This window comes from Vibrio sp. 10N.222.51.C5 (assembly GCF_041474575.1).
In the GTDB taxonomy this organism is placed as follows: domain Bacteria; phylum Pseudomonadota; class Gammaproteobacteria; order Enterobacterales; family Vibrionaceae; genus Vibrio; species Vibrio crassostreae_C.
In genome coordinates this window covers 1-23,845 of record NZ_JBFRUJ010000011.1, presented here as the reverse complement: position 1 = coordinate 23,845, position 23,845 = coordinate 1, and the positions used below count along the sequence as shown (strand labels likewise).

The window sequence follows — 23,845 nt, the reverse complement described above, 5'->3', positions numbered from 1 at the left end:
TTATCAAATTAAAATAGACAATCCATTATCAATCTATTTTTGATAATAAATCAAATGGGAGGTTGTTTATGGATGTGAATGCGTGTCGTACTATACATCCAACCCAACAAGGCAGCGAAGGCATCGTTTGATAAGCTGCATAACGTTATGATGAGGAATACCCTATGAGCAAGTTAACTATCGTTGCAAACATCGTTGCTAATGAAGACAAAATTGAACTAGTAAAAGCAGAACTGCTAAAACTAATCGACATCACACGCGCTGAAGAAGGCTGCATTAACTACGACCTTCACCAAGATAACGAGAACCCAGCACACTTCATGTTCTACGAGAACTGGACTTCACGTGAACTTTGGCAGACACACATGGCAAACACGCACCTAGCCGAGTACATGGCAGCAACAGAAGGCTCAGTGGCAAGCTTCACGCTAAACGAAATGACGCAAATCGCATAAATAGTTTTTGATTCTGTAGTGTTTGGAAGGAAGGTCATCATGACCTTCTTTTTTTGCCTGTCGATGTAGTGAAAATAATGATTATTGATATCTGGTTCTATCTAGCTGCGATACCTGCTGTGTTCTTTTATGGGATGGGAAAAGGCGGTGTTGGAGGGATTTTGGGTATGCTCTCGGTGCCATTAATGGCAATGAGTGTTTCGCCTGTCCAAGCCGCTGCTATTCTATTGCCACTTTTATGTGGAATGGATCTAATGGCGCTGTTTTATCATCGTAAAAATTGCAATTATGCCGAACTCAAAGTCATGATGCCTTTTGCTGTGTTAGGGGTTATGGCCGCTTCTTACTTCATGGGCAGCCTTCCGACACACATTGTTGAACTAATGATTGGTGGATTGGCGCTGACTTTTTTGGGGCAAAAATTATTGTTGAAGCAATCAGGTTCACCTAACCGAATCAAAGGCTACGCATTAAACCTATTATCAGGTTTTTCGAGTACGATAGCTCATGCAGGGGGACCGCCAGCAAGCATGTATTTGCTACCCAAGAAACTGCCTAAAGAGCAACTTATCGGCACCAGCGTTGTGTTTTTCGCTGGGCTTAATTTTGTTAAGTTAGTCCCATACAGTTATATGGGACAACTCGATACACAAAACTTGATGACATCACTCGTGCTTGTACCTATTGCATTTATAGGGGTGAGAACCGGTGTTTGGTTGGTTAACATCATCTCTCAAGAGCTGATTTACAAAATCAGCTACAGCGTATTATTCATTACGGCTATAAAAATGTTGTACTCCGGAGTCGCTACGTTATAAGCCATCGTCAGTATCTTATAGCGCTCTTTTTTCTGCTAATTGCTCAAGTATCACGTTCGTTCTCTCTCTAAATAAATCTCTTAACAGCCGAACCGTTGGTGTGATGGACTGACGGCTCGGACAAACCAACCAGAGTTCAGTCGGCGTTGGTTTGTACTCCTTCATAATACTAACCACTCGACCTGCTAAAAGGTCATCAGACATATCAAGGCACGATTTGATTGCCACACCTTTACCTGCAACACACCAACGCCTCACCAGATCCCCATCATTCGAAGCTCGATTGCCTTTCAGTTTTACCTTATGAGTCGTACCCTCATGACTGAATAACCACTCATTTTGTAACACATCGTGCAATTGATAAAACAACGCATTGTGCTCAAGCAGATCGTTCGGCTGTGTGGGGGCTGGATTTTCCGCTAAATAGCTAGGGCTTGCACACAGCACTCTCTGTACATCACAGATTTTAAAGCCATACATATTGGCATCGGTTGGTGAGCCATAGCGCAGAGCCATGTCGACAGAATCACGGTAGAAATCAATATTGCTATCGCTAATACTTGAACGCAGTGAGACATTCGGGTATTGCAATAAAAACTCATCTAACCAAGGAGTAATAAGGTTACGCCCCAAATCAGACGATAGCGCGATACGAATTTCACCATCAATAATGCCCAAGTCTTCATGCATATTCATTTTGGCCTGCTCAAGCATCTTTAGCGCCTCTTGACACTGAGGTAAATAACGCTCCCCAGCAGAGGACAATCGCAAGTGACGGGTTGTACGGACAAAAAGCTCCGCGCCCAGTGATGCCTCAACGCGCTTTACCGCTGCACTGGCTGTGGCGGTACGCATATCTAAATTGGTTGCCGCTGCGGTGATGCTGCGAAACTCCGCGACTTTTAAAATAACCTGTAAATCTTCTAAGAGCATGATGAGACCTTTACCAGAAAAAGGGACAGCAGTATTTGCTGCGTTTCTACTATTTATAAAGCAGTCTTGACGACAGAACAATCTGCATTCAAATTATTTTTGATAATAATTCAAATTAAAACCTGTTTTTCATTGTTAATAACTCGCCTATCATAGCTTCATTCAAACAAACCCGACTAAACACAAGACCTAGCGCATACGTTTATGATTATCAATTTATTTTAGATAGTGTTTAAAAAATAATTAGATAATCCATGACGATTCATTGACTACACTGATTGGTGTTGCCAGTGCTTACGGCAAGCTACAGAAATAAGGTGTTGTTTTTTTTTAGGGTTATTATTGTTGTTAACAAGTAGAGAGATAAAGGAATTAAACATGACTAAATTGACTATTGTTGCAAATATTGTTGCGAACGAAGATAAAGTTGAACTGGTGAAAGCCGAGCTACTAAAGCTTATCGACATTACTCGCGCTGAAGAAGGTTGCATCAACTATGACCTTCATCAAGACAACGAAAACCCAGCGCATTTTACTTTTTATGAAAACTGGGTATCACGTGAACTTTGGCAGGCTCATATGGGCAACCAGCACCTTGCGGACTACATGACAGCAACGGAAGGCTCTGTCGCAAGCTTCACAGTCAACGAAATGACTAAGATCGCGTAACGACAACATAAAACAAGCTTGTTATAGCACTATGCCCTGACTAAAACGGTTAGGGCATCAAAGAACACCAATGAGGCTCGACATGAAAAATATCAAAATCTTACTAACACTTGCGACTGCGATGATAGTTAACACAGCGCAAGCGGCTGATATCGAAGTGGTTGCCAAGCTTGATGGCACACGACCAGGGAACATTACAGTAACGAAGCAGGGGCGTACTTTCCTTTCTATGCAACCCCTTGATGCACCTGAACTTCGTGTTGTTGAATTGATGAAGGATGGCTCAACCAAAGCATTTCCAACCCAAGACTGGGCAGATGGTCCAGATAAAGGTGAGGTTGGTTTGGCTTCAGTAATCGGTATTGATAGTACCGATGATGGTGTTGTGTGGGTGTTAGATATGGGCAGTGAAACTTCGCCTTCGCAAATTGTTGCATGGGATACCGTCAACGATAAGCTATTTAAACGCATTGAAATTGGAAAAGACGTACAGGTCGGTAACTCTTTTTTACAGGATTTTGCATTAGATACACTGCGTAACCAGATGTACATTGCCGATACGAGTTTAGGTAATCTGTATGGCGAAGCTGCGCCTGCCTTTGTTGTTGTAGATTTAAATACAGGTAAATCTCGCCGCGTTTTGCAATCAAATAAAGCACTGCTTTCACCTGAGCATGAGGTTGTGATTGATAGTTCTCGTATGGCGACAAAGCGTGAAGATGGTAGCGTTGATGCGCTTTATCTTGGTGTGAATCCAATCACTATTGATGCAAATAATGAATGGCTATATTTTGGTACAGTCAATGGTAGTGCTATCTACCGTATTCCTGCCGCTGCTCTTGCTAACACAGCGCTTAGTGAAGATGCATTGGCCGAGCAGATTGAATTTTTCAGTGAAAAACGTCCAAGTGATGGCATGATTATCGCAGATAACGGTGATATCTATGTCGGTGATATTGAGAAAAATGCTGTTGGTGTGGTGAATAAAGACGGCTACAAAATCTTTGCACAAGATGACAAGTTATTGTCATGGGCAGATGGTTTCTCTATCCAGGGTGATTACTTGTACGTCACTCAAAACTCTCTTCACTTCCACCCTGCTTTTAACGAAGGTGAAGAAGGTTCTAGAAAGCCATATCATGTCTTGCGAATCAAATTAGATTAAGGCGACAGTAGATAGATACGTAAATATCAAGCGTATGTATTTCATCAATGCATACGCTTTTTTATTAAGTGTAAATCGGCATCTATCAATTTATTTTTGATAATTATTCAAAAATTAGGCTGTTTTTGATTACTCTAGAGCCTTGTATTATCAATCTATCAGCAACGATAAGAGCGAAAGAACAATGAATAAAAAAATCACAATGGGTGTAACAGATTTATCATTCCATCGCACGACAGCTTCATTGGTTAGCAATGTATTGAAGACCATGGGCTTCGAAGTTGAGCGAATCTTTTCCCCTCATCAGGAAAATTTTGAAAAACTGAAAGCTGGTGAAATCGATATGCTCTCTTCTGCTTGGTTACCATCGAGCCATGGTATCTATAAGTCGGACGTTGAAAAAGTTGAGCCATTAATCGAGCTTGGACTTCATTACGAACCTTACGCACTGTGGGGTGTGCCGGATTACGTACCTGAAGAGATGGTCGCTGAAGTGGCGGATTTATTGAAGCCTGAAGTCGTCGAGCAAATGAGACCTAAAATTCAAGGTATTAATCCAGGAGCTGGAATCACTCGCTTCTCTATCCAGATGATGGAAGAGTACGGTTTAAGTAAAGCAGGCTATGAGTTTTTTACAGGCAGTGAAGACGACTGTTTTAGTGCTTTTGAAGATGCCGTCGCAAATAAAGAGTGGGTCATTGTGCCGCTATGGAAACCGCAATTTCTTCACTATCGTTATGATATTCGCGAGCTTATAGAGCCGAAAGGGCTGCTTGGAATTGTAGACCGAGCTGTACTGTTACTGAGAGATGATAAGAAAAATCTATTTACTGATGAACAGCTTAAAACCTTAGATTCATTACGTTTCTCCAACGATATTATTGCCGAGCTTGATTATAAAGTGTGCCGAGAGGGTAAACCGCAAGATGAAGTGACGTATGAATGGTTAGCTGCACAAGGTGTTATCTAACTAGGTTAACAGGTAAGTATCTCAACACTACTCGGTCGAGCAGTGTGATTATCAAAAATATATTGAATGTAATTAAAAGATTAGGCGGTTTATCTAGGGTAAAAAATCTCTATGATGAAGGTGTCCAATCAAAGGAGAAACAACATGCCAGCACCAACAACAATGAAAGCAATTGGTTTTACTCAATCACTAGCAATTACAGAGCAAGACAGCTTATTCGAGTTTGAAACAAGCCTGCCAGAGCTAAAAGACAATGACCTGCTGGTAAAAGTGAGTGCGACCTCGATTAACCCAGCAGATGCAAAAATACGTATCCGCAACGCACAAGATAAAACCCTAGAGCAGCCAAAAGTATTGGGCTATGACGCGGTGGGTGAAGTGGTTGCTAAAGGTGGCAATGTTTCAGGCTTCGAAATTGGTGACCGTGTTTATTACGCAGGTGATGTGACACGTATGGGTGCGAATGCTGAGTACCAAGCGGTCGATTACCGAATTACAGCTCACGCCCCAAAAAGCCTTTCTGACGAATCAGCAGCCGTTATGCCTCTCGCTACATTGACAGGTTGGGAAGCCTTGTTTGATCGCCTACGCGTTCGTCCAGAAGAGAAGAAATCTATCCTGATTATTGGTGGCGCAGGCGGTGTCGGCTCGATTACGATTCAATTGGCGAAGCAGCTCACTAACTTAACAGTGATTGCGACCGCTTCAAGACCAGAGACTGAGCAGTGGGTAAGAGATATGGGCGCTGACCATATTGTGAATCACCGCAATCTAGTGGAGTCGGTACGTGAGCAAGGCATTCAACATGTGGACTACATCTTCAACGTTGCAGATACCAAAGGTCACTGGGATGCAATGGTCGAGTTGATTGCTCCGCAAGGCATGATCAGTTCAATTGTAGAATTTGATGGTGGTGTTGACCTATCAAAACTACAAGGCAAATCAGCTGGCTTTATCTGGGAGCTGATGTTTACTCGCTCGCTGTTTAACACTGACGATATCCAGAAGCAGCAAGATATCCTGTTCCAAGCGGCAAACTTGATTGATGCTGGCCGCATTAAATCAACACTCACTACAACATTAAATGGCTTTGGTGTTGAGACGTTAAAAGACGCACACCAACGTATCGAAAGCAGCGCGTCAATTGGCAAAACTGCAATTAAATACTAACTCAGACTTATAAAAACGGGATTTTTGATGAAACTGTATATCTACGAGCATTGTCCATTTTGTGCCCGTGTTGTTTATGTTGCTAATGCACTGAAGCTTAACGTTGAATACCAAGTTGTGGATTACGCTGATGCGCAAACTCTGATTGATTTAATCGGTCAAAAAATGGTGCCAGTTTTGGAGAAAACGGATGGCAACGTGATGGCGGAAAGCATGGATATCATTGCTTACTTTATCGAGCAAGCTGGTATTGATGCGGTAGCCGCACCATCAGAAGAGACGTTGGCATTTCAGCGTGAGGCATTCCCTTTGATTCAAAGAATTGGCTACCCTCGCTGGACGAAACTGAATCTAAAAGAGTTCGCGACTGAAGCAAGTGTTACTGCATGGCAAGCGAAGAAAGAGACAGAAGAGCTGAACTTTGTTCGCCTGTTAGAAAGCACAGAGCAAATTGTTGCAGATGTAAACGCACAGTTGCTTAACGCTGAAGCGTTGATCCAACCGAATGCGGGTAAATCACCACTGCCTCTGGTTGATCAGGCTATCTACTTCTCGCTACTGCGCGGCTTCTTTGTTGAGCCCACCGTTACTTGGCCGCAAGAGCTTAAGTTATGGCTGGAAACAAACAGTAATGAGCTAGGTGCTAGTATACTAACTGTCTAGACTGGTTGGACGAAAGCGTATTAATTAGGCCCGAGTTATCAAGATGGTAGCTCGTTTTTTTTATTAATATAACCAGTCAAACTTAAAAACAGTAAAACCTGTGATTTCTTTTTACTCATTACTATTCCTCTTCCCCTAGAAGTAACCTCAAGGCAGGTTGGAAATCTTTACGACGTGATTTTCCATACCTGTAGTTATTCATTTATTTCTAATTTAGCAAAATCCCAAACACGAAAATGTCCAGAACCTTCATAAGCTGAATTTTTACCGGTTGAATTTTTACCGGTGGTACTTCCTAGTTCGAAAGTCCCCCTTTCCAACTTAGAACCGATCTCTATATTAGTTTCGGGATATTTTCCTTTACCCTTCCCCCATCAAACGGATGCATAGCTGATCTTCCTAGCGACTTACAACGTAAGAGGTTCGTTAAAAGGGAGAAAACAATATGTCCACCGTCTATGTCAGCATCGGAAGCAACATTAACCGCGAACATCACGTCACAGAATCTCTCAAAGCATTGAATAGCCGCTTTGCACCTCTGCACATTTCTAATTTCTACGATTGTGAGCCTGTTGGTTTTGAAGGAGACAACTTCCTAAACCTAGTCGTTGGGTTTGAATGTGACCTTTCTATCGCTGAACTGGCCAAGGTTCTGCATCAAATCGAATTAGAGAATGATCGCAAGCGTGAGACTAAAGAATATGCTTCGCGCACTATGGATATCGATATCCTTCTTTACGGTAACGAAGTGGGCACTATCGATGGGGTAGAGCTGCCTCGAGGTGAAATCACCGAGTACGCTTTTGTGCTTCGACCGTTAGTTGATGTTGCCGCGCAAGAACGTCATCCCACGCTAGATATCTCTTTTCTGCACCTCTGGAACAACTTCGATCAGCTGAGTCAGAAAACTGAACTTATACCTTTCAAGGTCAGCTTCACTTAATCCCTACAGCGGCTTTGAACAGAACGCTTGAGCTTTATTGATCTTTTCTTCTAACAGGCACGTAACTCACTCTACCTTCTAAGGATCGGAAACTGTTATGAATCACAATGCGATTATCACCATCACAAATCTCAGATTAAGAACCTTCATCGGCTTCAACGAAGAAGAGAAAACCAAGCAACAAGACATTGTTATAAATGCGGAGATCCATTACCCCGCAAACAACCTTTGCCTCTCTGATGATGTGGAGAACGCACTTAACTACAAAAATATCTGCAAAAAAATTATTGAACATGCTGAATCTGGACGGTTTCTGCTTTTAGAAAAGTTAACCAGCGACGTACTCGGTATTTGTATCGACCATTCATGGGTCCGATACGCTCAAGTGAGAATTGACAAGCCTCATGCGCTACGTTTCGCCGATTCCGTCTCGCTCACCCTGAGCTATGAAGCAGAACTTGAAGATTAACTCATAAGGAGAGAGTCATGCTGAATACAGAAGCCGAAAAAGTAAGAGAAGCTTTGCTCGAAAAGGGACTAGAAACCCCGATGACATCGAGCGAAATGAACCCCGACCAGAAGTACAACCGCATCAAAGGACTTTTGACGGAAGTCGTCAGTACGCTTGGACTGGATTTAACCGATGACAGTCTCGCTGAAACACCTCATCGCATTGCAAAGATGTACGTTCACGAGATATTTTCAGGGCTCGACTACAACAACTTCCCAAAAATCAGTGTTATCGACAACAAAATGTCGGTTGATGAAATGGTCAAGGTATCAGACATCAATTTAACTTCTACGTGCGAGCATCACTTCATTACCATTGATGGTTTAGCACAAGTGGCTTATATCCCTGAATCCAAGATTCTCGGGCTATCTAAAATAAACCGTATTGTTCGATTCTTTGCTCAGCGTCCGCAGGTTCAAGAACGCCTTACCCAGCAAATCCTGGTCGCAATACAGGCTCTGGTTGAAACAGAAAATGTGGCTGTGACGATTAAAGCAACTCACTACTGCGTTAAATCGAGAGGCGTTATGGATGCAAACTCTGAAACCACCACAACCGCGCTTGGTGGCAGTTTCAAAACTAACCCTCAAACTAGAGCTGAGTTTTTACGATGAGTGAGACGATTCTAATAACCGGTGTGGGAAAGCGTTTAGGATTCGCTCTGGCGCAGCAACTTTTATCTGACGGATACAAAGTAGTTGGCACTTACCGAAGTGACTATCCACAGCTGCAATTACTGCGCGACAGTGGAGCCGACTTGCAACAGGTAGATTTTTATCAACAAAGCAGCCTAGAGGGTTTTCTGCATTATGTTGGTCAAGAATACAAGGCGCTCCGAGCCATCATCCATAACGCTTCCGACTGGCAGCCGGAGAACAAAGAAAATCCCAGTGAAAACGCATTACAAATTATGAACCAGATGATGACGGTTCACGCTACCGTGCCTTATCTGGTTAATTTAACGCTCAAAGACCAATTAATGTCTGGCGATAAAACGTCGGACATCATCCACATCAGTGATTACGTTGCGGAAAAAGGCAGTAAAAAACACATCGCTTACGCGGCCAGTAAAGCTGCGCTCAACAACCTGACGCTGTCGTTCTCGGCGATGTTGGCTCCCAAGGTGAAAGTCAATACTGTCTCTCCAGCCATGATCAAATTCAATGAACATGACGACGAGGCCTACAAAATCAAAGCTCTGAAAAAAGCACTGATTCCTACAGAGGCAGGCTTTGAAGAAGTGATAGATGGCATCAAGTTTGTTTTGGCTAGCCACTATATGACAGGAAGGACTTTACACCTTGATGGCGGTAGGCATTTGAAGTGAAGTTCATGTGTTGTGGGCTAACCTTCCTTGTGCTGCAACACAGCCACAAATGCATCCAAATACTGTTCGATAGTCAGGTCAGCAGATACGGGCGGTAGCTCTACAGTAATGCATGGCAGGTTTCTTTCTTGGCACCATGTCCCGAATGAGCCTGGGGTTTCGTAATCGACGTCTTCAACAAGTGGTAGGTTGAACTGTTTGCCTAGCCAAGTGGCAAGTTCCGATTGGGTTGGGTCATCGACCATGGCGAGTGGTTCGTGGAAAGAGATGACGAACTTGGGTTTGCGCTGTTCAATGAGGTTGATGAGCGATTGTACTTCCGGTTCAAGCTGATCGGCTTGTCCTGTTTTCACTTTTACATCTCTGACTGGGGTGTGAGAGCTCCAGCGATAGACGGTGCCGTCTTCTGTCCAGTTTTGCGTCGGGAATGCGCGGTTCAAATCGACTTGGTTAGCGTTGGCGCGGGTGCCTAGTTGGTTGCCGTCAGGGTTCATCGACAAGATCACATCGTGTCGTAAGTTGGCGGCTGGCAGGCTTCTTAGCGCACAAGACAAACCTGCGATAGAAGCGGTTTCATCGCCGTGTGTGCCAGCTATGATTAGACCTCGATATTCGCTTTCTACTTGCGCGGGGAAATAGAGCAAGGGTGCGCCCAATACCGACTTTCCATATGGTAGCGGCTTTATTGAAAATGCAGCTCTTTCCGTTCTTGGAATTAAACTCACCTTTATCTCCTGATTGATCAAGTACTATCAAGTATTAACGATTACAAAAACTATTTAGATAAACGAAAGTATTAAAACTCGTCAACAGTCGCATTGTTAATTTTATTACTTGCTTCAAAGATAGGCTAGGAGAGCAAAAACATATGGATTTTAAGAAACATTCAACGGCGTTACTCATTTCATCTCTATTGACCCCTTTTATCTCAGTAACTGCCGTTGCTGACACATTGCCTGCGGGAACTTCTCTGGCGAAAGAACAGCACTTAGTGCGCGCGAATGATGCAGAAGCGGCGACACTAGATCCTGCGAAAGCTGAAGGCCTGCCAGAAATGCACATCCTACGTGATTTGTTTGAAGGTTTAGTGATTCAAGATCGTGATGGCAATATCACCCCGGGTGTTGCGCAGTCTTGGGAAACCGAAGACAACCAGACCTTTGTATTCCACCTTCGTAAAGATGCGCAATGGTCGAATGGCGATCCGGTGACGGCCGATGATTTCGTGTATGCGATAAGACGCGCGGTAGACCCTAAAACGGCATCGCCGAATGTTTGGTATCTCAAGCTTACTCAAATCAACAATATTGCTGACGTAGCCGAAGGCAAAAAGCCCGTTGAAGAGTTAGGTATCTCTGCAGTCGATAAACATACGGTGAAATTCGAACTCGATAGTAAAGTGCCTTACTTTGTGGCGATGACAGGCCACACATCCATGATGCCAGTGCACAAAGCAACCCTAGAAAGTAGTGACAAGCCGTGGAGCGATCCTAAACAATTTGTTGGTAATGGTGCATTCGTACTAGACGAGTGGGTGGTGAACGAGCGCATTGAGCTTAAGAAGAACCCGACGTACTGGGACAGTTCAGATACCCACTTAACCGAAGTAACTTATATTCCGTTTGAGAATCAGAATGCCTCGATTAACCGTTATGCGGTGGGCGAGGTCGATATTACTTCGGATGTGCCTACACACATGGCACAGCAGCTTAAAAGCAAATATCAAGATGCGTTTACCACAGTGCCTCTGCTGTGTACTTACTACTACGCATTCAATACTACGCGACCACCTTTTGATGATGCGCGAGTACGTAAAGCTGTCTCTTATTCTATGATGCGTGACGTTATCACCAATGGTGTGACTCAGGTGGGCAACTTACCGGCTTATACCTTTGCACATGAGTACACAGCTGGTTTTGATGCGACACAACCTGAATACAGCACATGGACTCAAAAGGAACGTGATCAAAAGGCCAAAGAGCTACTGAAAGAAGCGGGCTACGATGCGTCTAATCCGTTGGACTTCAAACTGCTTTACAACACCAGTGAATCGAACAAGTCGATTGCAGTGGCGATTGCATCAATGCTGAAAGGTAATTTGGGTGCTCAAGTCGAGCTTGAAAACCAAGAGTGGAAGTCTTACTTGGTGTCACGTCGCCAAGGTGATTTTGATGTAATGCGCGCCTCTTGGTGTGGTGATTACAACGAAGCATCAACCTTCTTGAGCCTATTGCGCTCTGGTTCTTCGGGTAACTTTGCTCGCTACAGCAATGACAAGTACGATGCCGCGATGGACAGCGCATTGGCCGCAACCAGTGAACAAGATCGCCAAGGTTTCTATGACCAGGCAGAGCAGTTACTGGCAGAAGACATGCCGATCGCGCCAATTTACTACTACATGCAGGCTCGCCTAGTGCGTCCAAGTGTTGGTGGTTTTGCGAAGAACAACGTTGAAGGGCGTATCTACTCCAAGGATCTCTACATCAAAGAGTAATTGAGCTTCTTACATACCAATAAAAGTCTGAAATAGAGAAAAGGGACGTTGATCATAAATATCGGATCAACGTCCCTTCGTCATTAATCTGTAACGGTAAGCGCAAAAAACTGAAACCTGACTGAAGTATTTTTCACTTTTATTTCAATCAGGTAAAGCCATGTTACCCCCTCTACGTGCCCTTGTTGCGTTCGAAGCTGTTGCCCGCCTCGGTTCTATTGGCGCTGCTGCGCGAGAGCTTTGTGTTACGCAAGCTGCGGTGAGTCAGCAGCTTAAAAGTTTAGAAACCTTTCTCGATACCACACTGTTTGAACGCAGCTCCAAAGGCGTAAAGTTGACGTCGGCTGCCCAACATTATCAACCGATTGTTGCGGGCTCATTGGCTCATCTGAAACTACAGACTCAAATCCTGTTTGGGGAAAAAGAAACCGACGTTTTGAGCCTGCGCGTTAATCACACCTTTTGCCATAACTGGCTGCTACCTCGCCTGCCATCTTTTTATCAAAAATACCCTTTTATCAGGCTCGATATTCAGCTGGTGGATTGGCCATCAACCAACCCTTGTCAGAATGTCGATATCGAGCTGACCAACGGCAAAGTCGAAAGCGAAGACACCCATTGTGAGCGACTGTTTCAAGAACACTGGCAGTTAGTGTGTAGCCCTCAATTCAAATCCGATCATCAAGAATTACTCAGCAAGCATGACTTTGCTGCTCTGCCGACGGTTCAGGTGAAAGGCTACCGAGAGAACTGGCTGCAATGGCTTGGGCATAACCAATTCGAGATGACCTTACCTAAGGTTCTGCTCGAAGTGAGTAACTCTCTGCATGCCTTAGAAGCGGTTAAACATGGCATTGGAATGTTGCTCGTACGCTCGCTCGCGGTGTCTGAATTGCTCAAGAAAGAAGACCTTGTGTTGGCAAACGAATCCTCGATGCCTGCCGAATCTGCCCACTATCTGATTACCAAACACAGTCGCAGCGCCAAGGTGAATTTCTTCTGCGATTGGCTCTATCACCAAATGGAAGACGGTGAACTGGAGTAAAGATTTTCTTATGGATAGCCATAAAAAAAATGAAGGGCGCTCTTACTAACCTGTCATAAAAAACACTTAGTTTAACCGCATACAAATAAGGACGAGGTCACCATGAGTGCTTTCTCACAACCAATGAAAAACCGCTTAAAGGTACTGTTATTTACCGCACCGTTGTTGGTGCCACTGTTTACTTTTTGGCTCGTACCATTTGGTTATTCAATTTATATCAGCTTTACCGATTGGGATTACATCTCGCCAGATTATTCGTTCATCGGTTTAGAAAATTACGAGTACATGGTTGAGGACTACGAGTTCATTCAAGCGGTGCTCAACACGTTTTGGTTCTCTGCCGGAGTGGTGATTCCAACCATCATTCTTGGTCTTGTGTTTGCCATGTTGCTGCACAAAAACTTCAAGGGTAGCCAGTTTTATCGTGCTGTGATCTTCTCGCCTTGGATCACGCCAACGGTCGCGGTGTCGATTGTTTGGTCTTGGGTGTTCGAGACGAAGTCGGGCTTGGCAAACCACTTGTTAGAGTCGGCAGGGTTTAGCGCGATTCCATGGCTAGAAAACGGAAACACAGCCTTGATTGCGGTAATTATCGTGACGGTTTGGCAGGCGATTGGTTGGACGATGCTGTTTTACATCAGTGCGCTCAACAAGATTCCAGAGTCACTGTATGAGGCGTCTTTGATTGATGGTTGCAGCAGCTTAACGCGCTTTTTGAAGATAACGCTGCCGCTGATCTCACCAACCACATTTTTCTTAGTGGTGGTCAACATTATTACGGCAATGCAGGCGTTCGATCAGTTCCAGATCCTAACGCAAGGCGGGCCGGGTGGAGAGACACGTACCTTGTTGTACTTGTTCTACCAACAAGCGTTTGAGCGTTACGAAATGGGACCTGCAGCTGCGACATCGTTAGTGATATTCCTGATTACTGGATTGTTGGCACTTATTAATACCTACATCGGCAAGCGCTGGGTGTACTACTAGTCGATTTTTGAAAGGACAGAATTATGACCACGCAAGTATTGGATGCCAATCAAGTATTGAATCAGAGTGCAACGAAAACCAAAGCCCAAACCAAAGCGACCAAATCAGAGATTACGTCAAAGAAAACTTCAGTGGATCGCCGTTCGTTTATCGCACTGGCTAAGCACCTGTTCTTGGCAACCTGCGGGACCATTATGGTGTTCCCGTTCTTATGGATGCTGTCTGGTTCGCTGAAAACTAATGATGAGATCTTTGCTAACCCGCTGGATTTGATTCCAGAGCAGTTTCGCTGGGAGACCTTTGTCGAAACCTTTCACAGCGCGCCGTTTGGCTTGTACATCTTCAACAGCTTTAGCGTGGCTTTGTTCACGACTCTGTTGGTGATTGTGAATTCCGCGATGTTTGCATACGCGCTGACTCAGCTGAGGTTTCGTTCGAAGACAGTGCTCTATTTCATCGTGATGGGCTGTTACATGCTGCCAGGCGCAGTGACTTATATTCCGTCTTATATCACCTTGGCAAAGCTGGGTTTGTTGGATTCTCACATGGGCTTAGTCGCGTCGAACGCGGCGTCGGTTTTCGGCGTGTTTTATCTGCGCCAAGTGTTTATCAAGGTGCATCCGTCGCTGATTGAAGCGGCACGAATTGATGGTGCAGGTGAGCTCAAAATCTTATGGGCAATCATCTTACCGCAATGCCGAGCAGCAGTCGCAACACTGTTCCTCATCACTTTTATTACCAATTACAACAGCTACATGTGGCCAAGTCTGGTGATTACGACTCAGGATTTAAATCTGATCGCTACTGGTATTCGTCACTACTTTATTGCCGAAGGTAACTATGGGTTGAACTGGTCGCAAATTATGGCGGCGAGCACCATTGCAGTATTGCCTTTGTTAATTCTATTCGTCATTTGTCAAAAGACGATTCTTTCAGGTATCGCCGATAACGGCGTAAAAGAGTAAACGGAAATGAAACTAAAAACTCTCGCACTAGTGTGTGCTGGCGCAGCAAGCGCGTCTATGTTCTCTAGCAGTGTTCTTGCCGCTACCGAAGTTAACTTTTGGTATTCCGGTGGTACTAAGCCACAGCAAATGATGACTAAGCTCATCGAAGAGTTCAATGCGAGCCAAGATGAGTATGTGGTGAAGCCAGCATTGCAAGGTAACTACACAGAAACCTACCAGAAGCTGCAAGCCGGTTTAGCGTCGAAAACGGCACCTGAACTTGTTCTGTTAGATTCAGGCCGTGCGGAAGCGATGCACGGGCGTGGTCTGAGTCGTGACCTAACGCCGTTCATGGATGAAGAGTTCAACTTCTCTGATTTCATCGGCGCGTTTAAAGATCAAGTGACCGCAGAAGATGGCACTATCATCGGTCTACCTGCTTACGGCACAACTCAAGTGTTCTACTACAACAAGCAGGTGTTGGCAGATAACGGCTTTACTGAGCAAGATCTAAAGACATGGCAAGGCGTGGCTAAGGTCGCAGAGAAAGTCACACAACGTGATGAGAAAGGTAATGTGACCTTCTACGGCTGGGAGCCGATGTGGGGTCAAGACAACATGATTGATGCGGCATTTTCTAACGGCGCTAAGATCATCAGTGATGACGGTAAGAAAGTGCTGATTGACTCTCCTGAGTGGGTTGAGGTTTGGGACAGCTTCCGTAAGTGGATCCACGATGATCAAATCATGCGTATTCACTACGGTGGTCAAGGCTGGGAATACTGGTACAAAACCATTGATGATGTGATGAAAGACAACGCACTAGGCTACACCGGTTCATCGGGTGACCAAGGTGACTTGGACTTCACTAAGCTTTCAGCAACCACGCAACCAGGTTGGGGCTCAAACCCTTCTGCACCACAAGCGGGTGCGCTGGTTTACGTAATGCCAAAAGGCACAGATGACGCAGCGGCCAAAGGTGCATTCGAGTTTGTTGAGTTCTACACCAACGCGAAAAACACCGCGGCATGGTCGATGTTTACGGGCTACATCCCAGTGCGTAACAGCGTTTCTGAAGTTCCAGAATACCAAGCGTTCACTAAAGATAACCCACAAGCTCTGATCCCGCTAAAGCAAGCGAACACGGCGACCAAAGATTTCCTAGACCCTACCAACGGTAAGATCATGGATGCGCTTAAGGTGGCTGCAGACCAAATTCAAATCCAAAACGTGCCTGCTGATAAAGCGCTAAAACAAGCAGCTAAGAAAGCACAACGTGCACTAGACCGAGCGAATCGTTCTTAATCTGTAAAGTGGTTAAAACTATCTTTGCATGCATAAAGGCCCATCTATTCGGGTGGGCCTCTTTTTGACCCAGTCCTTCAATTAGGACGAATTTGGTGAAGACAATGACCCAATTTCAAGGTGAGCTGCCGTTTGGCAGAGTACGTATCCCCTTTGATGTGCCAGCAGGTTCTCACAGCGTAACCATTATTGGTACGACGGTGACAAAAGGGTTCCTATACGCAGCAGCCTACGATGCCAACCAAGCATTTCGTGGCAAAGTGCTGTTTGAAAAGACGCACAAGTCACTCACCATCCAACCGGAAAACTCAGGCCTAGGCGCGATTGATGGAGCGATTCCATCGGGCGAGTGGTTCTTAGAACTCTACAACCTTGAGGGTGAGTTTCGTACCGAACGCGCGATGCAGTATCAAGTCGATGTGCTTTGCTCTGATGAATTAGTTAATAACGATGTTGAGCTAGAACTGAACCCAACAGTCACAACTGAGCACGATATCGAGTTTGATTACAGCTACATGCTGAGTTCTGATTCTCGCTGGTATCGTGGCGATTTACACGCTCACACTCAGCTTTCTGATGGTCACAATACCTTAGCCGCGGCTAAAGACATTGTTGAATCACAAGGGCTCGATTTTTTCTTCTTTACAGAGCACAACATTTGCCAGCCCAAGCTGCCTGTATCAAATCAGTGTTTGTTCTTACCGGCGTTAGAAGTCACGACTGATCTCGGGCATTTCAATGTGCATGGCCCGGTTAAGTCTTTGGATCTCAGAAACGTTGAACACAGCAGCCAAGCGACGATGGAAGCTGGATTGAGCTTAGCTAAAAGTGGACACAATGGCGGACACAGTTCCCTTGGCATTAATCACCCGATGATGAAGCCGTGGCATTGGCATTACGATCAAGTCGAACTCAACCAAGTGTCGACGTTTGAAGTGTGTTGTGACCCAACTTGGTCGACCTCGCCAAAAGCAACCGAAGAGGCGTTATTGGTTCTCAATGAAATGTGGAATTGTGGCCAGCGCATTACCGCGATTGGTGGCAGTGATTCACATCTTGAGCCCCATGAACGCAACCCTAAATCGGATGAGCCTTCGATTTATGGTGACCCATCAACATTCGTTTACAGTCATGGTTTGAGTGGTGAGGGGATCTTGTCTGGTCTGCGTAACGGCCAAGTCTACCTAGAGCGCCGCTGTGGCCTGAAGTTTGATATCAACTTAGGTGATTTGCTACCGGGCAATGATTCTCAAGGGCAGGAACTCACTTATCGTATCGCTGTCACTGATTCAGAAAACCCTTACTACGCCGAGTGCGTGGTGGATGGCGAGATTGTTGAACGAATCGCTCTGAATGATGAGCTACAAAGTATCCATATTGATGAAGGCTACCGTTGGTGTCGAGTGGATATTCGTCGTGGGGATCTTTCTTCAGCATTATTCAACAGCACTCAATCTGCATCTGACGAGCGTGAGTTTGAAGGCTGCATCAACGCCGTATTCGACGGCAAACAACCAGAATTTAACCAACCCCTAGTGCGTACTTGGGGAGAACTAATGGAGCGAATGAGCCGTGATGAAGTTTAAGGCGATGTTATTTGATAAAGACGGCACATTGTTAGAGTTCCACAAGATGTGGCTTAACGTTTCTCGTGGTGCTTGTGAGCGTGTGAAATCTTACAGTGACCAGCATCAAGGTAATCAAACTGTCACACCTGCTGAGTTACTCTTGGCCATCGGTGTTGAAGGTGATGTGGTTGATAACTATGGACTATTAGCCTCAAATCCAGTGGAAGATACCGCGACAGCGTGGTTCAACATGCTGCAACCCAATGTCTCGCTCGCTGAGTTCACCAAGTTGACCAAAGCGGCTTTCAATGACGAAGTGGAAGAGAATCCAAGCTGGATTGAAGCCCTTCCGGGTGTGACTGAAAAGCTTGGCCTGTTTAAGCAGCAAGGCATGATTTTAGGCATCGCGACTGCGGATACCAAAGACTCAACCATCTACACACTGGAGCAATCGGGTTTGAGCGAGATGTTCGATTATGTCGGTTACTCCGATGGTGATATCGAACCTAAACCTGCGCCAGCACTGCTCAATGCATTCTGTGAACAATGCGGTATTGAGCCTCATGAGGTGATCATGTTTGGTGACACGGTTTCGGATATGGAATTTGGCCGCAATGCAGGCGCAAGCAATGTCGGTGTTCTGACGGGGACTGCACAACACAGCGAGTTAGAGCCTGTGGCGGATCTGGTTATCGCATCGGTTGCCCACTTTGAGCTCAATCAACTGCAAGAACGTGGCTAAAACGTTTCACGACAGATTGCAAAGATAGTATTTAACGAATTGATTTAAGGACAGGTTATGGCTGAAGTCACACTGAGAGGGGTAGAAAAAACCTACCCAAATGGTTTTAAGGCCGTGCACGGTGTCGATCTGAATATTCGCGAAGGTGAATTCATGGTGTTTGTTGGGCCGTCTGGCTGCGCAAAATCCACCACACTTCGTATGATCGCAGGCCTTGAAGATATCTCAGAAGGCGATGTCTACATTGGCGATAAGCGTGTGAATGAGCTGCCACCTAAAGATCGTGGCATCTCGATGGTGTTTCAGAACTACGCGCTTTACCCGCACATGTCGGTGTACGAAAACATGGCTTTTGGCCTTAAACAACAGAAGCTGCCAAAGCATGAAATCAATGAGCGAATTGAAGATGCAGCCAAGACTCTCGATATTGAACATCTGCTAAATAATAAGCCGGGTGAAATGTCGGGCGGTCAAAGGCAGCGTGTGGCTTTAGGTCGTGCGATGGTGCGTAAGCCGGATGTCTTTTTGTTTGACGAGCCGTTGTCTAACTTAGACGCAAAGCTACGTGTGTCGACTCGTGTCAGCATTGCGCAGCTGCACAACAACCTGAAGCAAGAAGGGCAGAACGCCACCATGATCTACGTGACACACGATCAGGTGGAAGCCATGACTCTTGGTGACCGGATCTGTGTATTGAATCAAGGTGAGATCATGCAAGTCGATACGCCAATGAATCTTTATCAGTACCCAGCCAATAAGTTTGTTGCAGGCTTTATTGGTTCGCCAGCGATGAATCTTATCAAGGTGAGAGTGGACGAGATTGACGGTGTGATGAACGTGATATCGGAAAGTGGTACACGTTGGACGCTACCACAAGATAAGCAGGCTATCGCCCGTGAGAAACTCGGTGAGTGGTTGTGGTTTGGTGTTCGCCCTGAGCATATCCAATTGGCCAACCACGATGCCCCATTGTCGGAGGTGAATACTCAAACGCACAGGCTAGATGTTGTTGAATCCATGGGTAATGAGCTGTATCTCTACTTCAAACTCGGTGCTGACAAGCTGGTGGCTCGTGTACCTTTCGATGCAGATCGAATTGCAAACAGCGGTGAAGAGACAGTGCTCCACTTTAATACGCTACAGTGTCACTTATTTGATTTAGAAACAGAAGAAGCATTGACTGATTAAGTCGATGTGTCGCACTTAAAACAAAGAAATCCCCGCTCAGATGAGTGGGGATTTTTATTAGGAGGAGATTATCAACAGGATCTCGGGTCTGTGCTCGAGGCTTTTTTGTTGGAGATAGCTAAACGCTCTTGAGGGTTAGAACCATTTAATGGCTCGGAATCGCAATCCTTTTTTCTAGCCAACGAACCGCTTGCGATACCACCAAAATAAGAACAAGGTACTCCAAAACCAGAAACGTATAGATCTCTAAAGGTAAATATTCGTTCACCACCAGCTCATTTGCTCGCCTTGTTAAATCACTCAAACCAATCACGCTCACTAGCGAGCTCATCTTGAGGATATAAATAAACTGATTGCCCAAGGGCGGCAGTATTTGACGGAATGCCTGCGGTAGGATAACCAATCGCATTTTTTGCCAATAGGTCAATCCCAAGGATTCGGCCGCTTCATGTTGCCCACGATTAATCGCTTGAATCCCCCCACGGAACACTTCAGCCATAAAGGCGCTCTCGGCAATGGTCAATGCGATTACCCCTGCCCAGAAGTGGTTCAAAGAGACATCGAGTAATGTCGGCATTCCGTAATACACCCACAATAGCAATACCAGCACAGGGATAGAACGAATCACCTCTACGTAAAGTCGATTAATTCCCTTGAGTACTGGTGAGCTTGAAAGCGCAGGAAAGGCGACCAATAGACCGAGAGCCATGGCAAAAAACATACTCAACAACGAAACCTGAATAGTCTCGCTAAAACCAGCCATCAAAAACTGAATATTAGTTCGTCCCTGCTCCGTCGACGGGTCGAGTACATACCATCCCCATTGATAATCTGAACATCCTGTCAGAAACAGCAGAGAAACTAGCGATAAGTGACGATAGTTCACATTTACTCCAAAAAACTCCATTTGTTATTACCATGTTAACAACCAAATCTGTTTAATGGTTAATAATTAAGAAGAATATCTACATTCATCACTTAGAAATCAGCATTCTTTAAAGGAATAAAAAATGAAAAAAAGCTTAATCGCATTAGGAATGTGCCTGCTTGCTTTTACACAGATCGCACATGCACAAAGTCGTTTACAAGAGATACTAGATGCGGGAGTTCTTCGCGTTGGTACAACGGGGGATTGGAACCCAATGACAATGAAGGATCCTGCAACCAACAGCTACCGTGGCTTTGATATCGACGTTACGACTGAGTTGGCTAAAGATCTAGGCGTAAAAGTGGAATACATCGCAACAGACTGGAAAACCTTGGTGAATGGCATCACTGCCAACAAATACGACGTGACTGGTAGCGCATCGCTCAATATGTCTCGTGCAAAAGTCGCTGGATACAGCCAACCCTATTTCTATTTGGCTTTTGTCCCAGTTGTGCAAAAGAAAGATCTAGAGAAGTTCTCCGATTGGAGTGACTTTGACAAAGCAGAAATCAAAGTTGCCGCCACGCTCGGCACAGTACAAGAAAAAATGGTGAAGGACTTCTTCCCGTCGGCACAACACATCGTGATTGAAGCGCCTGCGCGTGATTTCCAAGAGCTTTTGGCTCGCCGCGCTGATGTCTCCGTGACTTCAAACGTAGAGGCTGCAACCTTAGTAGAGAAGTTTAAGCAGCTCGCGATTGTTCCGGTGAAAGAGCCACGTAAACCAACTCCAATTGCGATGCTACTACCACAAGATGATCAGGTTTGGATTAACTACATCAACCACTGGGTTGAATTGAAAAAGACGCAAGGTTTCTTCAAGCAAACCGCTGAGAAGTGGGGATTGAAGAGCATGTAACGAGCTGATAGAGAAGAGAAAAATAGAGCCCTTAGGGGGTAGGGCTCTAGAGTTAGGAGCTTGCTTTAATTTGGGTTACGCGACCACTAACGTCGCGGCTTTCTTCATTGCTTCTTTGGTTGAACACTCAATCACGTTTGCGTTAGCAAAGCGGTGAGCGTCTTTCACTTGAATATCGTGAGCCAAGATAACCAGTCTTGCGTTCGCTACATCTAGGTCGGTGATGCGGTTCTGAATACCGTTTTGACCTTGAGTTTCTACCTTGATCTTAAGACCAGCCGCTAAGCCTGCTTTCTCTAGTGCTTTTGCAGCCATGAAGGTGTGTGCAACACCAGAAGGGCAACATGTTACTGCTACGATGTCGTACTCGCCTTCGCCTGCTTCAGGAGTCGCTTGAGCTTGTACTTGCGCTGCTTCAAGCATGTCTTCTTCTGTTTCTACCGCTACAGGTTTCCAGAAGCCTACGATAACGGCTGTGGTTAGCGAGCCAAGCGCAATACCGACTACGTACATTGGAATGTTGCTTGATACTGGCGCAGTGATTAGGCCGCCCCACGGAGCGTGCAGTAGAACGTCTGTCATGAAACCAAACACACAACCAACGATACCACCGGCTACGATTGAAGGAAGTACACGCATTGGGTCATTTGCTGCGAATGGGATAGCACCTTCAGAGATACCGATAGAACCCATGATTGCTGCTGCTTTACCTGCTTCTTGCTCTTGTTTAGAGAACTTATTTTTGAATAGGAAAGTCGCCAGAGCCATACCTAGGGGTGGAGTACAAATCGCGATGCCTACACCGCCCATTAGCCAAGGTTGCGTGTCTACTTGAGTTTGAGCAAATAGGGTCGCTACTTTGTTGATAGGGCCGCCCATATCAAACGCCGTCATACCGCCAAGGATTGTGCCTAGAACCATCTTAGATGCACCAGCCATTGAAGCTAGGAACTCGTTCATTGAAGACATGAACAGTTTGATTGGCTCACCGATACCCCACAGCACGATGCCTGCAGAGATTAACGTGCCTAGAAGCGGGTAGATGAAGTACGCACCTAGCGCCGTCATGTTCGCAGAAAGTGGGATCTTCTTAAGTTGGAACACCACGCCACCGGCGATAAAGCCTGCCACGATACAGCCAAGGAAACCGCCGCCCATGTCAGCCATGATGCCAGAAGAGATCATTGCAGGTGCTAGTGCTGGTTTATCTGCAATGGAGTAACCAATAAAGCCGCCAAGAATGATTGGGAAAAGAACAAGGCCTTTGATACCGATATTAGAGATGTCTGCTAGTAAACCGTCTGCTGGTACAGCACCTTTGCCTGATGCCATTACCGCTAAAGCCAACAGAACACCACCGGCTACGATGAAAGGCAGCATGTGTGAGGTTCCGAAAAGCAGGTGACCTTTCATGGTACTAAGGATTTTTTTAAAGTCGCTACTACTATTTTTATTATTGGTATTCGTAGCTTGAGTTGTTAGGGTGCTCATAATTTTCTACGCCTTATGAATTAATTAAAATATTAAGGATTTGATGTTCGTCTTTTGCGTTATGGATATCTTGAATAAATTCGTCGCTGAATTTTCCAAATAGTTCTTGTAGTACATAAATATGATGGTCTGCACCGTTATCGGGTGAGGCAATCATAAAAAACACGGTTGGGTTGATACCGTCTTCATCGCCATACTCGATACCTTGACGCTTAACACCGACAGCGATTGCCGGCTCAGTTACTGCCTTGCTTTTTGAGTGTGGGTAAGCGATGCCATCCATCGAGGTAATACTTTGAGATTCACGAATTTCGATGTCTGCCAAGAAGGCTTCTTTATTACTGATTCGATTGTTCTCAAATAACATGCCTGCCAATTCTTCAAACAGTTCTTTTTTATTATTCGCTTGAAGGTTGTTATTAATTAAGTTGACGTTAGTTAGCTGTGTGATCATTTATTAACTCATTCACTATTGAAGTTCTTGAATTAAAATTAATGGATTAACCCGATTCGCGAAATAGCAAATAAAAGCCCTTCACTGTACATTTGTACCAAGCAAAATTAAGTGTGATTTGCATCATTCATCCAGTGTGAGATGAGTCATATTTGATGGTGTACTTCGGCGTTGAAATAACTTTCTGTAGGAAGAAAAAAGGTTCATCGCGGA

25 protein-coding genes are annotated in these 23,845 nt (G+C 45.1%); 20 read left to right on the top strand and 5 right to left on the bottom strand.

The features are described 5' to 3' along the window. Positions 1 to 164 precede the first annotated feature (164 nt). Positions 165 to 455, top strand: a complete 291-nt coding sequence (locus AB4558_RS04095; RefSeq protein ID WP_102281775.1) for a putative quinol monooxygenase — start codon at positions 165 to 167, stop codon at positions 453 to 455. Between the two features lie 77 nt (positions 456 to 532). Continuing rightward, positions 533 to 1,273: a sulfite exporter TauE/SafE family protein gene (locus AB4558_RS04090; RefSeq protein WP_102281773.1), complete on the top strand. Its 741-nt coding sequence runs from the start codon at positions 533 to 535 to the stop codon at positions 1,271 to 1,273. A 15-nt stretch (positions 1,274 to 1,288) separates the two neighbouring features. On the opposite strand, the gene AB4558_RS04085 is transcribed toward AB4558_RS04090, so the two are convergent. Next, entirely contained in the window at positions 1,289 to 2,206 is a 918-nt protein-coding gene (locus tag AB4558_RS04085) for a LysR family transcriptional regulator (RefSeq protein ID WP_102281771.1), read from the bottom strand. Between the two features lie 378 nt (positions 2,207 to 2,584). Here AB4558_RS04085 and AB4558_RS04080 point away from each other — a divergent pair, with 378 nt between their 5' ends. The 9 genes from AB4558_RS04080 to folM all read left to right on the top strand — a co-directional run bounded on the left by AB4558_RS04080 (position 2,585) and on the right by folM (position 9,624). Then, the gene (locus tag AB4558_RS04080; RefSeq protein WP_372128325.1) at positions 2,585 to 2,875 is read left to right on the top strand and encodes a putative quinol monooxygenase; all 291 of its coding nucleotides are present in this window, start codon (positions 2,585 to 2,587) and stop codon (positions 2,873 to 2,875) included. A gap of 82 nt (positions 2,876 to 2,957) precedes the next feature. After that, the gene (locus AB4558_RS04075) at positions 2,958 to 4,040 is read left to right on the top strand and encodes an L-dopachrome tautomerase-related protein (protein WP_102322247.1); all 1,083 of its coding nucleotides are present in this window, start codon (positions 2,958 to 2,960) and stop codon (positions 4,038 to 4,040) included. Between the two features lie 202 nt (positions 4,041 to 4,242). Further along, positions 4,243 to 5,010 (top strand): glycine betaine ABC transporter substrate-binding protein, encoded by a 768-nt coding sequence (locus AB4558_RS04070; protein ID WP_102281786.1) that lies wholly within the window; start codon positions 4,243 to 4,245, stop codon positions 5,008 to 5,010. Between the two features lie 144 nt (positions 5,011 to 5,154). After that, a complete protein-coding gene (locus tag AB4558_RS04065) occupies positions 5,155 to 6,180 on the top strand; it encodes a zinc-binding alcohol dehydrogenase family protein (protein ID WP_102281765.1) in 1,026 nt (341 codons plus the stop codon). A 27-nt stretch (positions 6,181 to 6,207) separates the two neighbouring features. Then, entirely contained in the window at positions 6,208 to 6,843 is a 636-nt protein-coding gene (gene grxB, locus AB4558_RS04060) for a glutaredoxin 2 (protein WP_102281763.1), read from the top strand. 445 nt (positions 6,844 to 7,288) lie between these two features. Next, a complete protein-coding gene (gene folK / locus AB4558_RS04055) occupies positions 7,289 to 7,786 on the top strand; it encodes a 2-amino-4-hydroxy-6-hydroxymethyldihydropteridine diphosphokinase (protein ID WP_102393954.1) in 498 nt (165 codons plus the stop codon). 97 nt (positions 7,787 to 7,883) lie between these two features. Continuing rightward, positions 7,884 to 8,255 (top strand): dihydroneopterin triphosphate 2'-epimerase, encoded by a 372-nt coding sequence (gene folX, locus AB4558_RS04050; protein WP_102393953.1) that lies wholly within the window; start codon positions 7,884 to 7,886, stop codon positions 8,253 to 8,255. 17 nt (positions 8,256 to 8,272) lie between these two features. After that, the gene (folE, locus tag AB4558_RS04045) at positions 8,273 to 8,911 is read left to right on the top strand and encodes a GTP cyclohydrolase I FolE (RefSeq protein WP_102393952.1); all 639 of its coding nucleotides are present in this window, start codon (positions 8,273 to 8,275) and stop codon (positions 8,909 to 8,911) included. Continuing rightward, a complete protein-coding gene (gene folM / locus AB4558_RS04040) occupies positions 8,908 to 9,624 on the top strand; it encodes a dihydromonapterin reductase (RefSeq protein WP_102393951.1) in 717 nt (238 codons plus the stop codon). Before folE ends, folM begins: the two co-directional genes overlap by 4 nt. A 17-nt stretch (positions 9,625 to 9,641) precedes the next feature. On the opposite strand, the gene mpaA is transcribed toward folM, so the two are convergent. After that, positions 9,642 to 10,349 carry a murein tripeptide amidase MpaA gene (gene mpaA, locus AB4558_RS04035; RefSeq protein ID WP_372126816.1) on the bottom strand — a complete coding sequence of 236 codons (708 nt, stop codon included), beginning with the start codon at positions 10,347 to 10,349 and terminating at the stop codon, positions 9,642 to 9,644. 143 nt (positions 10,350 to 10,492) lie between these two features. Here mpaA and AB4558_RS04030 point away from each other — a divergent pair, with 143 nt between their 5' ends. The 8 genes from AB4558_RS04030 (at position 10,493) to AB4558_RS03995 (ending at position 19,900) form a co-directional block, all read left to right on the top strand. Continuing rightward, a complete protein-coding gene (locus tag AB4558_RS04030) occupies positions 10,493 to 12,118 on the top strand; it encodes an ABC transporter substrate-binding protein (RefSeq protein ID WP_372158156.1) in 1,626 nt (541 codons plus the stop codon). A 160-nt stretch (positions 12,119 to 12,278) separates the two neighbouring features. Continuing rightward, complete coding sequence (locus AB4558_RS04025; protein WP_372158153.1) at positions 12,279 to 13,163, top strand: LysR substrate-binding domain-containing protein; 885 nt, start codon at positions 12,279 to 12,281, stop codon at positions 13,161 to 13,163. 102 nt (positions 13,164 to 13,265) lie between these two features. Beyond that, positions 13,266 to 14,150: a carbohydrate ABC transporter permease gene (locus AB4558_RS04020; RefSeq protein WP_136984054.1), complete on the top strand. Its 885-nt coding sequence runs from the start codon at positions 13,266 to 13,268 to the stop codon at positions 14,148 to 14,150. Positions 14,151 to 14,173: 23 nt separating this feature from the next. After that, positions 14,174 to 15,115: a carbohydrate ABC transporter permease gene (locus tag AB4558_RS04015; protein WP_372158150.1), complete on the top strand. Its 942-nt coding sequence runs from the start codon at positions 14,174 to 14,176 to the stop codon at positions 15,113 to 15,115. Between the two features lie 6 nt (positions 15,116 to 15,121). Further along, positions 15,122 to 16,402, top strand: a complete 1,281-nt coding sequence (locus tag AB4558_RS04010) for an extracellular solute-binding protein (RefSeq protein ID WP_102431986.1) — start codon at positions 15,122 to 15,124, stop codon at positions 16,400 to 16,402. A gap of 104 nt (positions 16,403 to 16,506) precedes the next feature. Next, complete coding sequence (locus tag AB4558_RS04005) at positions 16,507 to 17,988, top strand: CehA/McbA family metallohydrolase (protein WP_372158147.1); 1,482 nt, start codon at positions 16,507 to 16,509, stop codon at positions 17,986 to 17,988. Further along, positions 17,978 to 18,712: an HAD family hydrolase gene (locus AB4558_RS04000; protein ID WP_102431988.1), complete on the top strand. Its 735-nt coding sequence runs from the start codon at positions 17,978 to 17,980 to the stop codon at positions 18,710 to 18,712. The genes AB4558_RS04005 and AB4558_RS04000 overlap by 11 nt, the downstream gene beginning before the upstream one ends. A gap of 57 nt (positions 18,713 to 18,769) precedes the next feature. Further along, complete coding sequence (locus tag AB4558_RS03995; protein ID WP_372158144.1) at positions 18,770 to 19,900, top strand: ABC transporter ATP-binding protein; 1,131 nt, start codon at positions 18,770 to 18,772, stop codon at positions 19,898 to 19,900. Between the two features lie 145 nt (positions 19,901 to 20,045). Here AB4558_RS03995 and AB4558_RS03990 read toward each other — a convergent pair whose 3' ends face one another. Then, positions 20,046 to 20,786: an amino acid ABC transporter permease gene (locus AB4558_RS03990; RefSeq protein WP_048611958.1), complete on the bottom strand. Its 741-nt coding sequence runs from the start codon at positions 20,784 to 20,786 to the stop codon at positions 20,046 to 20,048. A gap of 124 nt (positions 20,787 to 20,910) precedes the next feature. On the opposite strand from AB4558_RS03990, the gene AB4558_RS03985 reads away from it, so the two are divergent. Continuing rightward, positions 20,911 to 21,687 (top strand): transporter substrate-binding domain-containing protein, encoded by a 777-nt coding sequence (locus AB4558_RS03985; protein WP_372158141.1) that lies wholly within the window; start codon positions 20,911 to 20,913, stop codon positions 21,685 to 21,687. Between the two features lie 75 nt (positions 21,688 to 21,762). Here AB4558_RS03985 and AB4558_RS03980 read toward each other — a convergent pair whose 3' ends face one another. After that, positions 21,763 to 23,178 (bottom strand): fructose-specific PTS transporter subunit EIIC, encoded by a 1,416-nt coding sequence (locus AB4558_RS03980; RefSeq protein ID WP_372158138.1) that lies wholly within the window; start codon positions 23,176 to 23,178, stop codon positions 21,763 to 21,765. Positions 23,179 to 23,191: 13 nt separating this feature from the next. Then, a complete protein-coding gene (locus tag AB4558_RS03975) occupies positions 23,192 to 23,632 on the bottom strand; it encodes a PTS sugar transporter subunit IIA (RefSeq protein WP_372158135.1) in 441 nt (146 codons plus the stop codon). Positions 23,633 to 23,845 lie beyond the last annotated feature (213 nt).

Bases quoted from the DNA above. Each gene is read 5' to 3' on its own strand.
- AB4558_RS04095 (WP_102281775.1), top strand. From the start codon at position 165: ATGAGCAAGTTAACTATCGTTGCAAACATCGTTGCTAATGAAGACAAA.
- AB4558_RS04090 (WP_102281773.1), top strand. From the start codon at position 533: ATGATTATTGATATCTGGTTCTATCTAGCTGCGATACCTGCTGTGTTC.
- AB4558_RS04085 (WP_102281771.1), bottom strand. From the start codon at position 2,206: ATGCTCTTAGAAGATTTACAGGTTATTTTAAAAGTCGCGGAGTTTCGC.
- AB4558_RS04080 (WP_372128325.1), top strand. From the start codon at position 2,585: ATGACTAAATTGACTATTGTTGCAAATATTGTTGCGAACGAAGATAAA.
- AB4558_RS04075 (WP_102322247.1), top strand. From the start codon at position 2,958: ATGAAAAATATCAAAATCTTACTAACACTTGCGACTGCGATGATAGTT.
- AB4558_RS04070 (WP_102281786.1), top strand. From the start codon at position 4,243: ATGGGTGTAACAGATTTATCATTCCATCGCACGACAGCTTCATTGGTT.
- AB4558_RS04065 (WP_102281765.1), top strand. From the start codon at position 5,155: ATGCCAGCACCAACAACAATGAAAGCAATTGGTTTTACTCAATCACTA.
- grxB (WP_102281763.1), top strand. From the start codon at position 6,208: ATGAAACTGTATATCTACGAGCATTGTCCATTTTGTGCCCGTGTTGTT.
- folK (WP_102393954.1), top strand. From the start codon at position 7,289: ATGTCCACCGTCTATGTCAGCATCGGAAGCAACATTAACCGCGAACAT.
- folX (WP_102393953.1), top strand. From the start codon at position 7,884: ATGAATCACAATGCGATTATCACCATCACAAATCTCAGATTAAGAACC.
- folE (WP_102393952.1), top strand. From the start codon at position 8,273: ATGCTGAATACAGAAGCCGAAAAAGTAAGAGAAGCTTTGCTCGAAAAG.
- folM (WP_102393951.1), top strand. From the start codon at position 8,908: ATGAGTGAGACGATTCTAATAACCGGTGTGGGAAAGCGTTTAGGATTC.
- AB4558_RS04030 (WP_372158156.1), top strand. From the start codon at position 10,493: ATGGATTTTAAGAAACATTCAACGGCGTTACTCATTTCATCTCTATTG.
- AB4558_RS04025 (WP_372158153.1), top strand. From the start codon at position 12,279: ATGTTACCCCCTCTACGTGCCCTTGTTGCGTTCGAAGCTGTTGCCCGC.
- AB4558_RS04020 (WP_136984054.1), top strand. From the start codon at position 13,266: ATGAGTGCTTTCTCACAACCAATGAAAAACCGCTTAAAGGTACTGTTA.
- AB4558_RS04015 (WP_372158150.1), top strand. From the start codon at position 14,174: ATGACCACGCAAGTATTGGATGCCAATCAAGTATTGAATCAGAGTGCA.
- AB4558_RS04010 (WP_102431986.1), top strand. From the start codon at position 15,122: ATGAAACTAAAAACTCTCGCACTAGTGTGTGCTGGCGCAGCAAGCGCG.
- AB4558_RS04005 (WP_372158147.1), top strand. From the start codon at position 16,507: ATGACCCAATTTCAAGGTGAGCTGCCGTTTGGCAGAGTACGTATCCCC.
- AB4558_RS04000 (WP_102431988.1), top strand. From the start codon at position 17,978: ATGAAGTTTAAGGCGATGTTATTTGATAAAGACGGCACATTGTTAGAG.
- AB4558_RS03995 (WP_372158144.1), top strand. From the start codon at position 18,770: ATGGCTGAAGTCACACTGAGAGGGGTAGAAAAAACCTACCCAAATGGT.
- AB4558_RS03985 (WP_372158141.1), top strand. From the start codon at position 20,911: ATGAAAAAAAGCTTAATCGCATTAGGAATGTGCCTGCTTGCTTTTACA.
- AB4558_RS03980 (WP_372158138.1), bottom strand. From the start codon at position 23,178: ATGAGCACCCTAACAACTCAAGCTACGAATACCAATAATAAAAATAGT.
- AB4558_RS03975 (WP_372158135.1), bottom strand. From the start codon at position 23,632: ATGATCACACAGCTAACTAACGTCAACTTAATTAATAACAACCTTCAA.